Here is a 17446-nt window from a genome sequence, read left to right as displayed (position 1 = left end):
CTTCAGGCACGGTCAAACGGAAACGCAATCACTTCCTGCAGTCTCCGTTTTCCCAGCGCCAGCATGATCAGCCGGTCGAGTCCCAACGCGGTTCCCGCGCAGGCGGGCAGGCCGGCTTCCATTGCCTGTAACAAATAACTCTCCGCTGGCAGTACCAGCCGCTGTTCCTGTTGACGCAGTTCTGACTGTTTCTGAATACGTGCCCGCAGTTCTGCCGCGTCAGTCAGTTCGTGATAGCCATTACAGATTTCGACTCCCTGCAGATAGAGTTCGAACCGTTCCGACACTTCAAGTGGTGACTGTTCATCGGCGGGACGGACCCTGGCCAATGCGGATTGCTCGGGAGGGTAATCATAAACAAAGACGGCCCCCATGCGTTTCAACTCAGGTTCGACCAGTTCTACCAGAATCAGGTTCTGCCAGCTTAAACGGTCAGTGGTATCAAAGCCCCCCGGTACAGAAATCTGTTTTGATTCTGCAACCCGGGCAAATTCTTCAGCAGATGAACTCAAAGCAGAGAGCCCGGCAAACTGCTGAAAAGCGGCTTCATAGCTCAGCCGGGTGAATGCCTCGCTGGGCAGTGGATGTCGCTTACTCTGATCCGAAATATCAGCAGCCGTCTGATAAATGGCGCGTACGAGAGTCTCCACAAAAGTCATCTGCTCCTGATGCGTCTCCCCCTGTCGATACCATTCCAGCATACTGAATTCGGGGTTATGCATCTCGCCCCGCTCGGCCTGTCGGAAGGCATGCGTAATCTGGTAGATCCGATCTGCTCCTGCGGTCAACAGACGCTTCATGGCGAATTCGGGTGAGGTCTGCAGGAAGCGGATTGCAGCACCCCGGTCAGCAGCTGACTGACCAGTTCCTTCTTCGGCTCTCCACTCACTGGTGAAGGGATCGATATAGGCATCAACAACAGTATCCCGAGAGAGGAGAGGCGTTTCGACTTCCCAGTATTCGCGCGAATGGAAGAATTCCCGTATGGTTCGCAGTAACACGCTTCGTTGTTGCAGAGTATCCAGTGCAGCGGTCGGTAAATAATCGGGGAGCTCTGTCACAGCGGGCCTCAGATGGCAGGTGCCTGGTTTCGGATCAAGTTAAGGTGCGGTCGCTGCGAATTTCTGACGAATCGAATCGATCCGTCCGCGGTTGGTTCCCAGGTCGGAATAACCGATGCGTGATGCGGATCGCACCTGGATCACATTTTGACCTGGTTCGATCAGGAACTCAACGTCATCGACAAACCGCAGCCAGCGTGTACGAAATTCCGCCCGCAGATAGTTCTCATCTGCCGTCACAATCTGACAGCCGGGATATTCACCCAGGACTGACAGCAGTCGCTCACGCGCCTGAGCCGGGGAATCGGTAAATGCCAGGGGGGCGACAGTATGCGTTTTCGAGGAGTCACAGGAACAGACGCAGTTTGGAGATTCCGGGCAGGAACTGAGTTTACCATCGTTAACTCCCAGGTTGTCAGGTGGGGAAGTCAGGGAATTCACCACTACGATGCCGAGCCAGACAGCAATGAAAAAAGAGACGCACCAGATCAAAATCATGTATCTAATACGCCTCCTGTTTCGTGTTGTCTTGTGGGGACTGGTTATGGTTCTGCATCCGTTTCAAAATCAGGCTGATCCTGCAATTCGTGATCCGCATCGGCCTGGGGAGTTATTCGCTTACGGTGGGCATTTTTCAGCAGTTGTGCTTCCAGTGATTGTAGTTCTTCCTCATCTGCTGACAATGGTTCTTCATCAGCAGAAAATGAATTACTCTCTTCTGAAACTTCCTGTGCGTCCTGAAAATCCATGAGTTCTACCGCCGTCTCGGGTTCTGTGACTGCTTGAGGATGGACTTGTTCGCTTTCTGTACCGGGCTCCAGCTTCGATTTATCGGGGAACAGCTGCTTTACCTGCACCAATGCACGCAGAAACTGAGCAGACGAAGTAATGCTCACAGCCAGTGCCGCCCATTTAATGATCCCCAGTGTATTAGACCCCCAGATCGACTCCGCGAAGATAATCAGGGTGGTCAGCACACAGACACCGGTCAGAATTCCTTTGAAGAGTAGATCCGTTTTCTGGTGCTTCATCGAATGCCGGGCGATCGCCATGCGGGCCGAATAATTGGCCACATCGCGGAATGAGTTCATCGCATCGCGAACCGCATCGCGATCCTGGGAGTGCGTGGGAGCCTGGTTCAGCGTCGCCAGTTTTTCTTCCATCGACAGCTGGGGAGCGGTGGTATGCTGGTCTTGCGACATACCGGCTCCCGGTTGATGCGTCGCGCCAGCCGACTTTGCTGACCCAGATTGTTTCTGATTTGGTTGTGAACCAGGAGACTTGGAACGTGATCGCTCCAGCAGTTTTTCCATATAGGCTGCAATCGAGTTTTCTTCCTCTTCTGCCTGCGGAGCAGGAGAGGTTTCCGCGGCCGTCGACTCATTAGCAGACTGCGTTTCTGCTGACTCAGTATGCTCCATGCTCGGTGTGGCGTGGTCTTCGGGAATAACTTCCGGTTCTGCAGGAGTCTCATGCGAGAACATGCTTAGCAGCCGGCTTGTCTGCAGTGTCGCAGCCTCTTCCGGTTTTGATTCTGATTCGACAACTGGTTCCGGCTCGGGTGTCTCATCGGGCTGGCTCAAGAATGATTCCAGCAGAGAACCGGTCGCTTGAGGTGTTTCTGTTTCAGAAGGGGCTGATTGAGCGGTGTCAGTTTCCGTCAGCACTGCTGACTCAGGATCTGCGGCGGTATGGTCTTCCATCCCGCTGGCAGGGAGTCCCACTTCTGCCATCAGGCTTTCGCGTTCATTCAATTGTTGCTCCCGCAGTTCAACGATATGTTCCCGATCGTCCAGTTGCCCGCGATCTTTCTCGATCTGGATCTGCTGTGATTCCAGATCATCCCGCTGACGGCTGATCTCGTCGCGATCAATCTCCAGCTGATCACGATCTAACATTAACTGTTCCCGCTCTGTGGCCAGTTGAGAGATCGTCGACTGTTCTTCATCGTACGCTTGCTGACTGTCTGTCAGTTCCTGTTCGCGTTCCGCGAGTTCTGCTTCCCGGGCCGCCAGTTGCCGTTCCCGCTCATTCAGCTGTTCCTCACGTTCTCCGAGTTCAGCCTGGGCCTGCTGTAACCGGCTTTGATCCGCCTGCAATGCTTCCTGGGCCGCCTTCAGCTGTTGCTGATCCTGAGTGAGCGTTTCCTGCTCGGTTTCCCGCTGTGCAAGTTCGGCTTCGCGTTCTGCCAGTTGTCGCTCTTGCGCACTCAACTGTTCCTGTTGTTCTTCGAGTTCCGTCTGAGCTTCCAGCAACCGGGTTTCACCTGCCTGCAATGTTTCCTGGGCAGCCTTTAACTGTTCCTGGCTCTGAGTGAGTTCTTCCAGTTCGGTTTCCCGTTCTGTGAGCTCTGCTGCACGCTGTTCCAGGTCAGATCGCAGCTGTTCCAGTTCGTCACGCTCAACCGCCAGTTTCTCTGTTGCAGTCGTATCCACGACATCCCTGGCAGGCACACTCTCTGGTTGCTCAGCGCGTTGCTTCTGCTCGCTGATCAGTTTTGCAAGTTCCTGTTCCTGCTCTGCAATACGGGCTTCCCGTTCTGCTAACCCCTGCTCGCGTGTTTCTAGTTCCCCCTGATCCTGCAAGCCGGATTTGGCGCGTTCCAGTTCGGTACGGGCTTCGTCGAGTTCGGTTCGTTCTGTTTCCAGCGCTACCTGTGACTGGGCGAGTTCGGCCTGCGTGTTCTCTAATTCTGTCTGTGCGGTTTCCAGGGAAGACTGCTGCGCTTCCAGGCTGGTCTGTAGTTGTTCAAGTTCCTGCTGCCGTGCTTCCAGTTCAGACTCACGCTCAGACAATTCGAATTTCTGACGCTCAATTTCATCCTGTTGCTGATCCAGCGTAGATTGTGCCTGCTCTAATTTCTCTCGCTCCACTTCCAGCTCTTCACGGTCCCGAGTGATCGCGGCCCGTTCTTCCTCACTGGAGCTTCGATTTGTCTCCAGTTCGCTTTGTTTAAGCTCAAACGCAGATTGTTTCGATTCCAGCTCTGCCTCTGATTGATTCAGTTCTGTTTCGCGGTCGGTCAGCAGTTGTTCCTGTGTCTTCAGCTTCTGCTGTAACTGCTCGAGTTCTTCACTTTTCTGTGTGAGTTCGGTACGCTGATCATCCAGTTCAGCGCGGGCTACTCCCAGCTCACGTTGTTCCTGTTCCAGTTCGGTACGGGCATTGTCCCATTCGAGTTTTTCAGTTTCGAATTCACTCTGCTCGGCTTTCAGCTGTTCCGTCTGTGTGGCCAGCTCTGCCTGCTGCGTTTCGAGTTGAGCCCGCTCTGCTGACAGTTCCTCAACCTGAGACTCCAGAGCCGCCTGTCGCTGCTCGAGTTCTGACTGCTGGGCCGTCAGTTCGTCCTGCTGCCGGGAGAGTTCGGTTTGCAATTCTTCCAGAGCCGCTGATTTCTGATCGAAGGCTTCACGTTGTGACTGCAATTCCTGTTGCTGCTGCGTGCAGGCCTCTGTATCTGCTTCCACTCGGGACTGCTGTGCTGCTAATTCCTGTCGCGCGGTTTCCAGGGAATCCCGCTCCTGTTGCAGTTGTTCCCGCTCTGTTTCCAGTTCCTGTTGCAGGGCGCTCTGGTCAGCTGCGTTCTGCTGGGCGACATCGAGGTTCTGCTGCTGCTGCTCTGTCAGGGACAGTTGTTTCGATTCCATTTCCTGCTGACGCTGTTCCAGATCTTCTGCCCGGTTATTCAACTGGTTGTGCTGTTCTGCCAGATCCTGTTCCCAGTTTCTGAGGGCACGCTCAATCTCGATGACGGCAGCCGTTGAATGCTGTTGGGCAGACTGATCTGCTTCCAGCCATGCACGTTCGGTTTCCTGCTCAGACCGATCGGCGGCATGCGTCTGTTCCAGATCGATCCAGGCTGCGACCAGGGCGCGCTGTTCCGCAGTGATGTTGTTTCGTTCGTCCTTCAGATTCTGCTGCAGGCGCTGTAATCGTTGATGCTGACCTTCCAGTTGTCGCTGACCGACAATGATCTGCTGCTGTTCCGTGGCCACATCTTCCTTGAGAAGTTCCAGCTGCTGCAGTTTCTGATCCAGTTCCAGGATCGCTGCATCAAAAGAACGGATTGAGTCCTCCTGTTCTGCAGAGCGGGACACCGGTTCGGGCGGAGCAGGGGGCTGCAGGGTGAAGCGTTCCTGCAACTGTTCCAGTTCTGCTTCCTGTGCCTGCATTTCCTGCTGCAGGGCAACCTGCTCCTGTTCGATCTGTTTCAGGAGTTGCTGACGTTCTTCGAGCTGTTTCTGGAATGCAGCCAGGGCACGCAGTTCTTCCGGGATCTCAATTTGGGTACGGGTAGCAGCCGGCGCATTGACGGACGCTGGTTCTATTTCTGGTTTCGTGGCAGGAGTCACTTCTTCGATTGATTCGACCTCGAACTTCACGGGCCCGATGAGAAGCTTCATACCCTGCGTCAACGTCAGTCGTCGAATGGGGCGTTCGTTAACCCACAGCCGGTGATCGATGGCTTCGATCGTCGCGTCAAAGTCGGTGATTGTCAGCCGACAGTGTTCCGGAGCAATTCCCGGTTCTTCCAGCCGGACCGCGCATTCCGCCCCTGAACCGATCAGATATTCACCGGTGGTCAGTTTGAGTGGAGCAATACGATGAGTTAATGGCACGAGGCAGACTTCGAGCCCTGATGTGCTCGTCTGCTGCCCTGACTGAGAGGCTGTGGATGAGGTCGTTAACATCCTGCTACTCCAAAAAAACACGTGGCTGGTACGGCGGGGAACGTAGCTGTCGCAGTAACCAGAGAGTTCAAATGTGACGATGATTCAAAAAAGAAACATACAATTTCTACTGGCATATACCTCAGAAACAGAGGTCGGTCAAACTTTGGCACCTGCACAAATGGAGGGATTTCTCTGAAATAAAGGTGTCAGGTAACTCGGCGCGAAAATGACGATTGTAGGTATTGTCACCCCGCTGGTATTTCGCTGCATTTCCGGAATTTCAGACAAAAATGGTCGTGAAACCGCTCTCTTCTACAGAGTCCTGTGACATCGGCAGCCGGGATGTCTATAATGGTTACGACTGTTTCAATTCTGATTTGCACTCTCCATTCCATGACGGCGACACGGCAGGTTCCTGGGGCCTGTCTCGCAAATGGTACCGGTTATATGGCACACTGGCTGAAAAATCCGTCGAAGGCAAAGCGTCGCGAAGAAGATATACCGGAGCCGTATGAGATCGTCTGCGTCTGTGGCGTGAGCCTTTCCGGATATCGACGCAAGGCCCCCTACAGGCATACCTGTCAGCAGTGCGGCGAAAGCTATTTTATTCTGCCCCGTAATACCTATCCCCCGCTTCAGTCCCGGAAGAAAAAGAAGAAGATTCCGACCCAGCAGCGGATTACGGAATACTTATTGAATTCCCCGCTGGTGACGCGCCTGCGGGAGAAACGCCAGCAGAAACAGGCGACCCGCAAAGGCCAGGGGACAGACAACAGTCAGCCCGCTCAGGCCGAGCTCTCACCCTTTGAACTGCCACCCCCGCGTACCCGGCTGATCACACCGTTTCGGGCGATCCTGGCGGGAATCGTGTTGATCATTGGATTCACCGGTTACGGCATCTGGCACAGCCGTCAGATTGAGAAAGCCGAGGTCACTCTCAAAACGGCATCCGAAGCCGGACAAAAACTGATGGAAGAGGGAGATCTGGTCGGGGCGAACAGTGCATATCAACAGGCGTCTGAAGCCGTGGATATACTGGGCAGGCATGACCGTCAGGCATACGACGTGCAGCAGACCGCGCGGGAACTGGATGCACTGAACCGCCAGGCGGGGGCTCCGCTGTTTGACATCGCTGAAGAAGCGGTCACTCAGATCAAGGAACAGGATCTTAAAGGCTGGCAGTCCCTGTTTGACATTCGTTATGAAGGCAGCTGGCTCATATTTGAAACCACGCTCTCTCCCGTCTCCTACGGTAAAGAGGAAGCAGGACCTCGATACCGGCTCAATTTTCCGGTGATGCTGGATGAATACACGTTGAATCTGGATCTGGTCGACCCGTCATTTCGTGAGTATGTCGAAAGGCACCCCGGTGAGCCGCTGATTTTCGCCGCGCAGATGAAGACCTTTGAGCAGGATCAAAATCAGCCTGCGTCCGGCGTGATTCTGCTCGACGGCAAAACCGCATTTCTCTGGTCACACCTGAATCTGTATGAGCAACTGGGCATTCCCTTCGATGAATATCACGACCGGGGCCATGTCGAAAAACTGCTCAAGCAACAAACTCTATTTCTGGAGCGTGCCCTGTGATGCAACGCCTGATACACACCTGCTGTCTGTCTATGTTCTGCCTGTCGTTGATCGGCACGGGTGATGTCTTCGCCGCCGACCGCAGTATCCAGAACTTTGTGAGTCAGCGCGAACAATGGAATAAACTGCTGGGCGTGACGCAGACGCTGGAAGGACGCGTTTCAACGTACAACTCGCTGTCAATGCGGTTCCGTAACTGCCCGATCCCCTTCTACTTTGCCGGGAAGGTGCCCCGGCTGGATGACAGCTTTCAGAATGTGGAAGTGACCGGTCAACTGGCCCGCGAGAACGGACGGCTGCTGTTTAAGATTACATCGCTCAAAAAATTACCGGGCGACCTGGAGCATTTCGTTACCGAACAATCCAAAATCGATTTGAGTGATCCCCGCGACTGGTATGAACTCGCGAACTGGGGACAGCAGCGGGCTGAGTTTTATAACGACGAGGAACTCAAACAGAAAGCACTCAATGCATTTCGCAGAGGCGTCGAAGCCGAATACAGCCAGCTGCGGGTCAAGCAGCCGGAGAACCTGATGAAACTGGCTGAGAAGGCACAGGAATTCAAACTGGATCCCCGGCTGGCAGAGGCCTACCGGCACGAAGCCCTGGTTCTCGAATGGGAACAGCTGAAAAAACAGAAAGATTCCAATGCGGACCCCGTCCGCGCGCAGCTGATCAAACTGTTTCCCAAAAGTATTACCCCGCTCAAAGCCGATCAGCCGGCTGAACGCAAACGCTATCTCGCAGACCAGGTGGCCGAGTTTCAAAAAGCAAACCCGGAGCAGCGGCAGCAGATGTTTCGCTGGTTCTATTCACAGATTGTGCTCGATCAGATTCTCAAAGGACTCGCTGAAGGGGGGAGTAACGGCTTCAAGATCGCCGCAGATATCAAAAAACAGCTGCCCGAACGACCTGACCTTGCCAGACAGTATGAGCAGATGCAGCTCAGCTTTGACTTCCATCGGATTGACGAACTCCCCCGACAGTACGTTCTGGATCTGGCGAAAGAATACCAGCAGCGCGGCGATCAGACCAAAGCGAAGCAGACCCTGGAAAACTGGGTGGAAGCCCGTCGGAAGAAACTTGAGCCCGGCGATGCGGATGGCCGCGTGAGTGTGGCCCGCGACCTGATGGAGCTGACGGGGAACAGGCCCGGGGCAGTTAAACTTCTGCTGCAGGCCTGGGAACTGAATCCCAAATCGACGGAAACCGCAACCATGCTGGGACGGCTGGGGTATATGTTGCATGAAGATAAATGGCTCGATCCCCAGGAAGTTAAGGAGTTTCGCGACGACCCGATTCGCAAGGCGATTCGCAACGGTACTGTGGTCGCCGGCATGAACCGGGATCAGGTTAAGAAAGCACTGGGAGCGCCAACACAGGTCAGTCGCAGTATTTCCGGCGGGGCGATCAATGAGCTCTGGATCTATGGTGAAGCCGGGAACCAGGGGCTGATCATTCAGCTCTCCCGCAAGCAGCGGGCAGACGAATTCAAAGTCATCCGTATCAAAAACGCCGCCGCGGCAGCCGGTGGGATAGTGCCCGAAACATCAACGGTTGAGTAAGCGAATGCAGAGCCTGTGAAGCAGACTGAAATGCGCACGTGTGATTGTGAAAATCCGTTGAGAATCCCGGCTTTCATTGAATCAACATTGTAAGAAACCGTTGCAGACACTATGGTTTAGCTGCTTTGAACCCGGGTCCGGGTTGTCTGAATGCTCCCCCTTTACAAGGACTGTAACTGGTGACCGAAACGGAATCGACGTCTCAAACAGAACTGCCATCCCTGTATCATGATTCCTCGTTCTGGGGGATGACGGTCACGCAGTTCTGGGGCGCCTTCAACGACAATCTCTATAAACAGCTGGTGTTGCTGTTCTGCGCGCAACAGGCGCTGCAAGGGGCGAAAGATCAGCAGGGGGTCGCACTGGGAGTCTTCGCGCTCCCCTTCGTCTTCTTCTCAGGATTAGGTGGCTGGTACGCCGATCGACACACAAAACGAACGATTGTCATCGCCTGTAAAGTAGCTGAGATTATCATTGCGCTGCTGGCGATGGCGGCCTTCTTCACCGGTCAACTGCTGCCTCTGCTGATCGTTCTCGGTCTGCTCAGTACCCAGAGTGCGATCTTCGGACCTGCCAAGTATGGGATCCTGCCGGAAATGCTCCGCAGCGATGACCTGCCTCAGGCTAACGGTGTGATTCAGATGACAACATTCGTCGCCATCATCTTCGGCATGGCGTCCGCGGGCTTCGTAAAGCAGGCCTTTCCCGATGCACTCTGGAAAACCAGTTGTTTCTGTATCGCGATTGCCGTGATCGGCACGATCTCTGCCTTCTGGGTTCGCCGCACACCGGTGGCGCATCCGGGCCTCCCCTTTCGCTGGTCGACACTGGGCATTAACCCCGAGACACGAACTCTGCTAATGCAGGATCGTCGCCTGTTATCAGTACTGCTGATTTCATCGGTCTTCTGGTTCGTGGGAGGCATCGTGCAGCCCCTGGTGAATATCTTCGGGATTGGACAATTGCACTTAAGTGAAAGTCGTACCAGTCTGATGGCGGCCTGTATGGGGGTTGGGATTTCGCTGGGATGTGTTGCCGCGGGACGTGTTTCGCATAAACGGGTGAATTTCAAACTGGTCACTGTCGGCGCCTGGGGGCTGGTCCTTTGCCTGGCGCTCATGTCGGGGATCGGCTGGTGGGGACCCGGAGACGGACTGGAAACCGTCAAACAAACCGATGCTTCACTCTGGGAAGCCTTCATTCCCCTCAACGCCGCCGAGTGGATGTCGCGGACAGTGTTGACCCTTGTCGGTTTCTTCGCTGGTCTCTTCATTGTCCCGCTCCAGGTGGAACTACAGACCCGACCTCCCAAATCGCAGAAGGGCCGCATGATCGGTACAATGAATCTGATCAACTGGGTGGGCATCGTGCTCTCCGCGGTCTTCTTTGGTCTCTTTACCACGGTCTGTAATACGCTGAACTGGCCTATGAGTCATGTCTTCCTCGTGCTGGCATTGGTAATCCTGCCTGTTGCGCTGTTTTATCATCCCCGCGATGAAGCTTTATCCCACGATGCCCCTGGAACCTGATAACTTTTGCTTGACCAGCGTCGTTCAGCGCCCACAATTGAGTGAGACGCGCCATCCTTGCAGCCGATTCTTCAGGACAGAACACTCATGACCAGGCAATTTGATTTTAACCCGGCCAAAGTCCATACGATTCTAAACGAGACCTGGCGGCACCTGAACTATGCTGTCGAAACGGAAACGCATCCCTGGCGGCTGGGCACCCTGGCTACTGTTTTAGACAATCGTCCCCGCGTGCGCACCGTGGTCCTGAGAGCTGTGGAAATCGAGCAGCGGCAAGTGATCTGCTACACCGATCAGCGTTCAGACAAAGTCCAGGAGCTTGAGGAAAATCCCTGGATGGAGTGGGTGGCCTATGATCCGGTCACACGGGTGCAGATCCGTCTGCGTGGCCGGGCTGAAGTGCATACCCAAAATGATCAGGCTGCCCGGCACTGGGAGGCTAGCAGTCCCGAGCACCGTCGCGGTTATATCACGGTTTCTGCTCCGGGAACGCAGGCTGAAACTGCTTCGCCCAATCTGCCCGACTACCTGTTTGACCGGCTGCCCAATGATGAAGAGGCCCAACTGGGTTACGAAAATTTCGCGGTAATCGTCTGCCAGATTGAACACATCGACTGGCTGGAACTCCGCCGCAACGGCCATCTCGCCGCCCGGTTCCTCTGGACTGACAAATGGGAAGGCCACTGGAAATATGCGTGACAGGCTGCTTTAAAACGAAGAAATTCCCATCAACCTGATGGAAGGAGTCGGCGATGTCCAGACAGCACTGGAGAGATCTGGCAGTGATGATGGGGATCTTCCTGCTGCTCATCGCACTGCTTGTTCCAGCCATACATCGTTCCCGCACGGCAGCCCGCATGTCGTCAGCGAAAAACAACCTGAAACAAATTGGGCTGGCACTGCACAATTACCATGACACTCATGGTTGCTTTCCTCCCGGCGGTGTGATTCTCGAAGACGGAACCGCCATGCATGGCTGGATGACGTTTATTATGCCGTTCCTCGATGCAAGTCCCTATTATAACATGCTCAATTTTAATTACCCTTGGGACAGTCCGGAGAATAACCGGGTCTTTGAGGTCAAATACCCAGTTTATCAGATTCCGGGCAGAGACATGGGGCTGACGAGCGGCGGATATGAGCTTACTTATTATATGGGGAATCCAAATCTACTGTCGCGAAACCGTTCCGTGACACTGAGAGAAATCGACACAGGCAGTTCACATAACTGGCTTGCAGGGGAAGCCGCCGGAAACTTTCAGCCCTGGGGCTACCCGTTCAACTGGCGTCCTCTGGGAACAAAACTCTGTGAAGGACCGGACACTTTCGGCCAGCTTTCCTGGGATGGCACACATCTCCTGCTGGTGGATGGCAGCGTGCATTTTTACTCTACTGAGACTGCTCCTGAAATATTGCAGGCACTCGCAGACGCACCACCGATCGCAACCGGCGCACAGACCGCAGTTCCCCCACGCACCTTTATTATCGGCGAGTATGAATGGGAGCGAATCGACCTGCAGTCTGATCCACAGGGGGAAAATCAATATATCGTCAAAGTCTTGCGAAGCCCTGCTGGCATGCCATTGAAAATGAGCGTCTGCTCTAAATACATCGTGAGGCCGGGAGACGAACCAGAGTATAAGGGAAAGGGGGCTGTGTTTCTGTTCCTGGCACATATTGGTCCGCAGACAGACATTGCCTCCACACTCAAAGACACGACTCTCGGGGAAGAAACCACTCCCAAACAGTGGGAAGCAAATATGAAACTGTTAAAATCCATTCAGCGACAAATACCACAAACTGATGCACAATAAATACTATAAACGTAAAGTGAGTTGAGGAGTCTGAAGATGCAGCGTTGGATTTCGGTAATCGTTGTTTTGCTATTAATCATCCTGGTGATTGGCCTGATGATGCCCGCGGTGGAGCAGACCAGGCAAGAGGCGCGCAGGTCTCAGTCGAAATATAACCTGAAACAGATTGGCCTGGCGGTGCACAATTATCATGACGCACACAAGTGCCTGCCCCCCGGCGGCGTGATCCGCGAAGACGATGTCTCCATGCACGGCTGGATTACGATGCTTCTGCCTTATCTTGATCAGAGTGATGATTATTCTAGAATCAACTTTTCAGAACCCTGGGACCAGGATGAGAATAGAGCCATTTATGAGAAATCCCGCCCTGTATTCATCATTCCCGGAAACTTTTCGCGGTTCACGAGCCAGGGGTACGGCCTGACCAACTACCTGGGAAATCCCAATCTGCTGTATCGCAACAGCAATGTCAGCATCGAGCAAATGTCGAATGGCACCTCGCATACCTGGCTGGCGGGAGAAGTGGCCGGCAACTTCCAGCCCTGGGGGTATCCTTTCAACTGGCGACCGCTGGGAACGAAACTCTGTGGCGGACCGAATAGCTTCGGCCATCCCCCCTGGCAGGGCGGACATCTGTTGTTTGCCGATGGGAGTGTCACTTTCTTTTCAGAGAATACTTCGGATGTGATCCTCGAAAAATTCGCCGCGGCCCCACCTGTGCCCACTGCCGAACAGACACAAGTCCCGGACAGAACTTTCGAGACGGGCGACTTCTCCTGGCACAATCAGTCCTTACAGTCAGATCCCCAGGCGGAACAGCTGTACTACGTGCACGTACTGAGGGGGCAAACCGATCAGCCACTCAGGATTGAAGTCTATTCAGAGGTCAACCTGGAACAGGTGCCGGATTTACCAAAGCTCCGCGGCCCCGACTTTCTCTTCGTGGTTGATAAGAACACCGACATCGCTGAGGCGATTCAAGCCACATCACTGCCGAAGTCTGCCTCCCCCGAACAGTTACAACACAATGCAGAACTTTTGAAGAACCTGCAGGAACGACTACCGGATTAGAACCTCGCGAGAAAGGAGAGGAGATGATGCAGCGCTGGATTTCAATAAGCGTCGTTCTGCTCCTGATTGTCCTGGTGTTCGGTTTGCTGATTCCAGCGGTACAGCAGGCACGCGAAGCGGCACGCAGAGCGACTGCGAAGAACGACCTGAAACAGATCGGACTGGCGGCACATAACTATGCAGACGCGCATCGCTGTTTTCCTTCCGGTGGAGTGATTCGCGAGGACGGCACCGCCACGCAGGGCTGGATGACGATGTATCTTCCCTATCTGGATGCGAGTCCGGATTATTCTCAGCTTAGTCTGGATGATTCCTGGTTGAGTGCAGCCAATCGAACTGTGATCGAAACCGTACGGCCTCATTATTTGAATCCGGAAGTCAGGTTGAACTATACAAGTACCGGCTTTGGTCTGACGCATTACCTGGGAAATCCGCATCTCTACTACCGTAACAGCAGTGTCACTTTCGATCAGATGGAGCGGGGCACCACATATACCTGGGTGACTGGAGATGTGGCTGGTGAATTTCAACCATGGGCTTATCCGTTTAACTGGCGTCCTCTGGGAACTCAACTGTGTGCGGAATCGGGAAGTTTCGGCTGCCCGAACTGGGAAGGCGGTCATCTGCTCTTTGCCGATGGCAAAGTCCTGTTCTTTTCTGAAGAGACTTCGCCGGAAATTCTCAAGCAGTTGGCTGCAACTCCACCCGTGCCAGCGTCGGAGCAAATGGCAGTCCCCGATAAACGCTTTGAGACGGGAGTCTATAATTGGGAACATGTTCCGCTGGAGAGTCAACCAGAGAACGAACATCTTTTTTACGCTGAAGTTCTGAAGGAAGCCGGGGAACCACTGCTGATCGACCTGTTTGCAGTTGAGAATCTGTCAGACAGTGAATGGGAGGAAGTGATGGAAAAGGAAAGGAGCTTTCCAGATACCCTGCTGATACAGAGAATCGACAAGACCACTGACCTTTCTCAGGTTCTGTCAGGATCGATGCTGAAGCAGGCGGCCAGTGCACAGCAGATGCAGGAGAATCTCAAGTTGCTCAAGACGCTTCAGAAACAGATGCCTTAGGTCAATCTCCTGCGCTATCAGGAATGCGGGTAATTGACACTTGCAGCTGGTTTGCCGAGATGTTCTGCTAGATGTGCTAATATCTGCGTTTTGTATCACTTCAAATATTTGAGAGTAACATGGGCGAATCAGGGGCAATGCCAGATCCGGAACGACTCCCAGGCCATCAATGGCTGCGGGAAAATTCGCGTTCACTGTTGCAGACCAGGCGAGGCTTGAATCTGTTTCTGTATGGCATCATCCTGGTCTTTTTTGCCTTGCTGGGGGTACTCTACTTCCGCTTCACTACTGATCTACTCTCTGTCATGATGACGCTTCTGCCGATCTTAAGCATGATGGGCAATCTTTTAATGCTCGCGGGAGCCATCTATTGCCGGGCCGTGCCTGCGGAAGCGGACTGTCGCAATCTGTTGTGGGGCGTCATCGCCGGCGTCTGTGCCAATATTATTTTTTCCGGCTTCATGTATTCCGACCCCAGTCTGATGCCCATGCCGGTCGCCCTGTTACTGAAGCTGGTCGGTTATACCGGTCTGATCCTCTTCGCTTTATTCCAGCGACGCTTGTTACTCTACGTGGATCGTCCCGATCAGACAGGCAAGGTGACCATTCTGGTGCTGACCACGGCACTGTTTCTGCTCGGATCCTGGGGGATGGAAGTGGTGGCGTATCTCGAACTCATGGAAATCGCGTCTATCACGATCTATGCGGTCATGCTGCCCGGATTGTTTACCTATCCCTGTTTTCTCGGCAGTCTGAAAAAGGCCTTCGTGCCTGCTGGATGATTCAGCCAGATGGGTACAGTCAGCCCGGAAATACTCGGTCATGTCCTGAATCTCGGCAGATGTGGTTTCTCCGGTGTGGGAATGTCTGATCAGTGCCTTTTTCCCCTGATCTGGACTGAAAATCGCCCCCTGGAATCGAAAATCTGGAATTCTTTACACTGAAAGCGTTCTCAGCCGGGGGATCAGCTTGACGCGTAATTTCAGGGGCAATATACTCGCGCGATGGACTCAGTTATCTCGTTGGGAGAGCATGAGTTTAGGTCTGTTTAATATTCACTGTGAGAGACTCTGATGAAGAGCGAACATCGACACGATCTGCAAACCAATGACCTGGGCAAACTGATGGTTCAGGCAGAGCCCTTTGTGGAAAAATATGGCACGAAAATCCTCGGGGGAATCGGGGCATTACTCGTGCTGCTGATCGTGCTGATCATCTGGAATTCTCAGAAAACCTCTGCCCAGTCCGAAGCCTGGACCCGCCTGGCGGCTGCAGGCTCTACTGAAGACTTCGAAAACGTTGCCGAAGACTACGCAGGTACACCCGTAGCGAACTGGGCACTGATTCACGCTGCTGAAAGTCATCTGCAGTCTGGTATTCGCAGCTCTTTCACCGATCGCAGTGCCGGCGATCGTGAACTGAAGGACGCTAAAGAGCAGTTCCAGAAACTGCTGGATTCTTCCTCAACACCTCCGGAAATCCGCGAACGGGCTCTGTTCGGGATGGCACGCGTTGAAGAAACAACCTCCAATGGCGATCTGAAAACCGCCACCGAGCTTTATCAGAAGCTGATTAACGAATTCCCCGAGTCTGTTTTCCGCCAGCTGGCTGAACAGCGGGTGAAACCGGTTGATGGCGAGAAAGTTGCTGCTCTGGATGAGGAAGGGACCAAAGAGTTCTATAAATGGTTCCACGAGCAGAATCCCAAGCCCGGCGACCGTCAGCGTCCTGGTTTCAATATGCCCATGCCCGGTATGGCTCCTCAGGGAGCTGCACCCCAGGGAAGTGCCCCCGCAGGTGGTGCAGGCACTCCCGGTCTGCCGGAGCTCCCGGCTCTGCCGAGCCTGCCCGGTCTGCCTGAGCCTCTGACTTCGGAAGAAGGGAAAGCCAGTGAGGGTACTCCGGCTGCTCCCGAAAAAACCGAAGCACCTAAGACTGAAGGTAAGCCGGCTCCAGAAGCAGGGAAGGCTCCCGCTGAACAACCTAAAGCTGAACAACCCAAGACCGAGGCACCGAAGCCGGAACCAGCGCCCGAAAAGAAACCATAATGTCTGACGAACTTTCGTCACCGCCGGAACTCTCGACTGAGCCGATCGAAATTACTGTCGAGGCACGCGCTCATGGCTGGCGGATAGATCATTATCTCTGTCGCCTGTATCCGAATTACACCCGCGTCTTATTCCAGAAAGCGATTAAGCAGGAGGCAGTGCTGGTCAACGGCTTGCCCGTCAAAGCTGCCCGCCGCATGCGAGTCAACGACCGGGTCTCGGTTCGCCTGCCTGAACTGCCCGATAATCAGCTTCCCCCGGAAGACATTCCGCTGGATATCATTTACGAAGACGACTTTATCGCCGTCATCAATAAGCCTTCGGATATGATCGTCCATCCCGGCAAAGGCAACTATGCGGGAACGCTGGCAGGAGCCCTGCAGCATCACTTCGATCAACTCAGCGATGTCGCCGGCCAGTTTCGGCCCGGAATCGTCCATCGTCTCGACCGGAATACCAGCGGTCTGCTGGTTGTCGCCAAGGATAACCAGGTTCACGCCCGTCTGAGCGCCCAGTTTGAAAAGCGGGAAGTTCAGAAGGAATACCGGGCGATTGTCTGGGGATGCATGGAATTCGACACCGATTACATCGAGACCTTCATGTGCGTGCATCCCCGTCACCGGGAGAAAATGATCGTCTGTGATGAAGGGGGCAATGCCCGCGACGCGTTCACTTATTACGAAGCGATTCAGCGTTATAAGGCCTTTACCTATGTGCGACTCAAGCCCCGCACCGGGCGTACCCACCAGCTGCGGGTACATATGCAGCATATCGGACATTCCATTGTGGCGGACCGCGTGTATGGCGGCCGGATCACTCTGAAAATGAAGGATCTGAGCGTGCAGGCCGAAGCGGACGCCGCGGAGCTGGAAAGCGACATTCTGATCGAACGACAGGCCCTGCATGCCTATCGTCTGGAATTTAGTCATCCGCACAGTGGAAAACCGATGCAGTTTGAGGCACCATTACCAGAAGATATGCAACAGACCTTAGCCGCCCTGGACCAGTATCAGAAGGAAAATTGA

The 17446-nt window shown here is 54.1% G+C and carries 13 protein-coding genes; 10 read left to right on the top strand and 3 right to left on the bottom strand.

Annotation, left to right across the window (positions count from 1 at the left end):
* Positions 1 to 2: 2 nt before the first annotated feature.
* Genes epmA through F1728_RS10600 form a run of 3 tightly spaced genes read right to left on the bottom strand, consistent with a single transcriptional unit; the run spans position 3 to position 5752 of the window.
* Positions 3 to 1061: an EF-P lysine aminoacylase EpmA gene (gene epmA / locus F1728_RS10610; RefSeq protein WP_155364078.1), complete on the bottom strand. Its 1059-nt coding sequence runs from the start codon at positions 1059 to 1061 to the stop codon at positions 3 to 5.
* Positions 1062 to 1100: 39 nt separating this feature from the next.
* Positions 1101 to 1559: a DUF1499 domain-containing protein gene (locus F1728_RS10605; RefSeq protein ID WP_155364077.1), complete on the bottom strand. Its 459-nt coding sequence runs from the start codon at positions 1557 to 1559 to the stop codon at positions 1101 to 1103.
* A 44-nt stretch (positions 1560 to 1603) separates the two neighbouring features.
* Positions 1604 to 5752: an FHA domain-containing protein gene (locus F1728_RS10600; RefSeq protein WP_155364076.1), complete on the bottom strand. Its 4149-nt coding sequence runs from the start codon at positions 5750 to 5752 to the stop codon at positions 1604 to 1606.
* Between the two features lie 333 nt (positions 5753 to 6085).
* Here F1728_RS10600 and F1728_RS10595 point away from each other — a divergent pair, with 333 nt between their 5' ends.
* The 10 genes from F1728_RS10595 (at position 6086) to F1728_RS10550 (ending at position 17446) form a co-directional block, all read left to right on the top strand.
* Positions 6086 to 7321, top strand: a complete 1236-nt coding sequence (locus F1728_RS10595; RefSeq protein ID WP_155364075.1) for a hypothetical protein — start codon at positions 6086 to 6088, stop codon at positions 7319 to 7321.
* Positions 7321 to 8886 (top strand): tetratricopeptide repeat protein, encoded by a 1566-nt coding sequence (locus tag F1728_RS10590; RefSeq protein WP_155364074.1) that lies wholly within the window; start codon positions 7321 to 7323, stop codon positions 8884 to 8886. The genes F1728_RS10595 and F1728_RS10590 overlap by 1 nt, the downstream gene beginning before the upstream one ends.
* 179 nt (positions 8887 to 9065) lie before the next feature.
* The gene (locus tag F1728_RS10585; RefSeq protein WP_155364073.1) at positions 9066 to 10415 is read left to right on the top strand and encodes an MFS transporter; all 1350 of its coding nucleotides are present in this window, start codon (positions 9066 to 9068) and stop codon (positions 10413 to 10415) included.
* An 87-nt stretch (positions 10416 to 10502) separates the two neighbouring features.
* Positions 10503 to 11114 carry a pyridoxamine 5'-phosphate oxidase family protein gene (locus F1728_RS10580; RefSeq protein WP_155364072.1) on the top strand — a complete coding sequence of 204 codons (612 nt, stop codon included), beginning with the start codon at positions 10503 to 10505 and terminating at the stop codon, positions 11112 to 11114.
* Positions 11115 to 11167: 53 nt separating this feature from the next.
* Positions 11168 to 12229: a DUF1559 family PulG-like putative transporter gene (locus F1728_RS10575; RefSeq protein ID WP_155364071.1), complete on the top strand. Its 1062-nt coding sequence runs from the start codon at positions 11168 to 11170 to the stop codon at positions 12227 to 12229.
* 36 nt (positions 12230 to 12265) lie between these two features.
* Positions 12266 to 13300, top strand: a complete 1035-nt coding sequence (locus tag F1728_RS10570) for a DUF1559 family PulG-like putative transporter (protein ID WP_155364070.1) — start codon at positions 12266 to 12268, stop codon at positions 13298 to 13300.
* 23 nt (positions 13301 to 13323) lie between these two features.
* Positions 13324 to 14373: a DUF1559 family PulG-like putative transporter gene (locus tag F1728_RS10565; RefSeq protein ID WP_155364069.1), complete on the top strand. Its 1050-nt coding sequence runs from the start codon at positions 13324 to 13326 to the stop codon at positions 14371 to 14373.
* A 137-nt stretch (positions 14374 to 14510) separates the two neighbouring features.
* Complete coding sequence (locus tag F1728_RS10560) at positions 14511 to 15155, top strand: hypothetical protein (RefSeq protein WP_155364068.1); 645 nt, start codon at positions 14511 to 14513, stop codon at positions 15153 to 15155.
* Between the two features lie 291 nt (positions 15156 to 15446).
* Complete coding sequence (locus F1728_RS10555) at positions 15447 to 16421, top strand: hypothetical protein (RefSeq protein WP_155364067.1); 975 nt, start codon at positions 15447 to 15449, stop codon at positions 16419 to 16421.
* A complete protein-coding gene (locus tag F1728_RS10550) occupies positions 16421 to 17446 on the top strand; it encodes an RluA family pseudouridine synthase (protein ID WP_155364066.1) in 1026 nt (341 codons plus the stop codon). The genes F1728_RS10555 and F1728_RS10550 overlap by 1 nt, the downstream gene beginning before the upstream one ends.

The sequence above is a fragment of the Gimesia benthica genome, from assembly GCF_009720525.1.
GTDB classification, from domain to species: domain Bacteria; phylum Planctomycetota; class Planctomycetia; order Planctomycetales; family Planctomycetaceae; genus Gimesia; species Gimesia benthica.
This window is presented reverse-complemented; position numbering and strand designations above follow the sequence as displayed.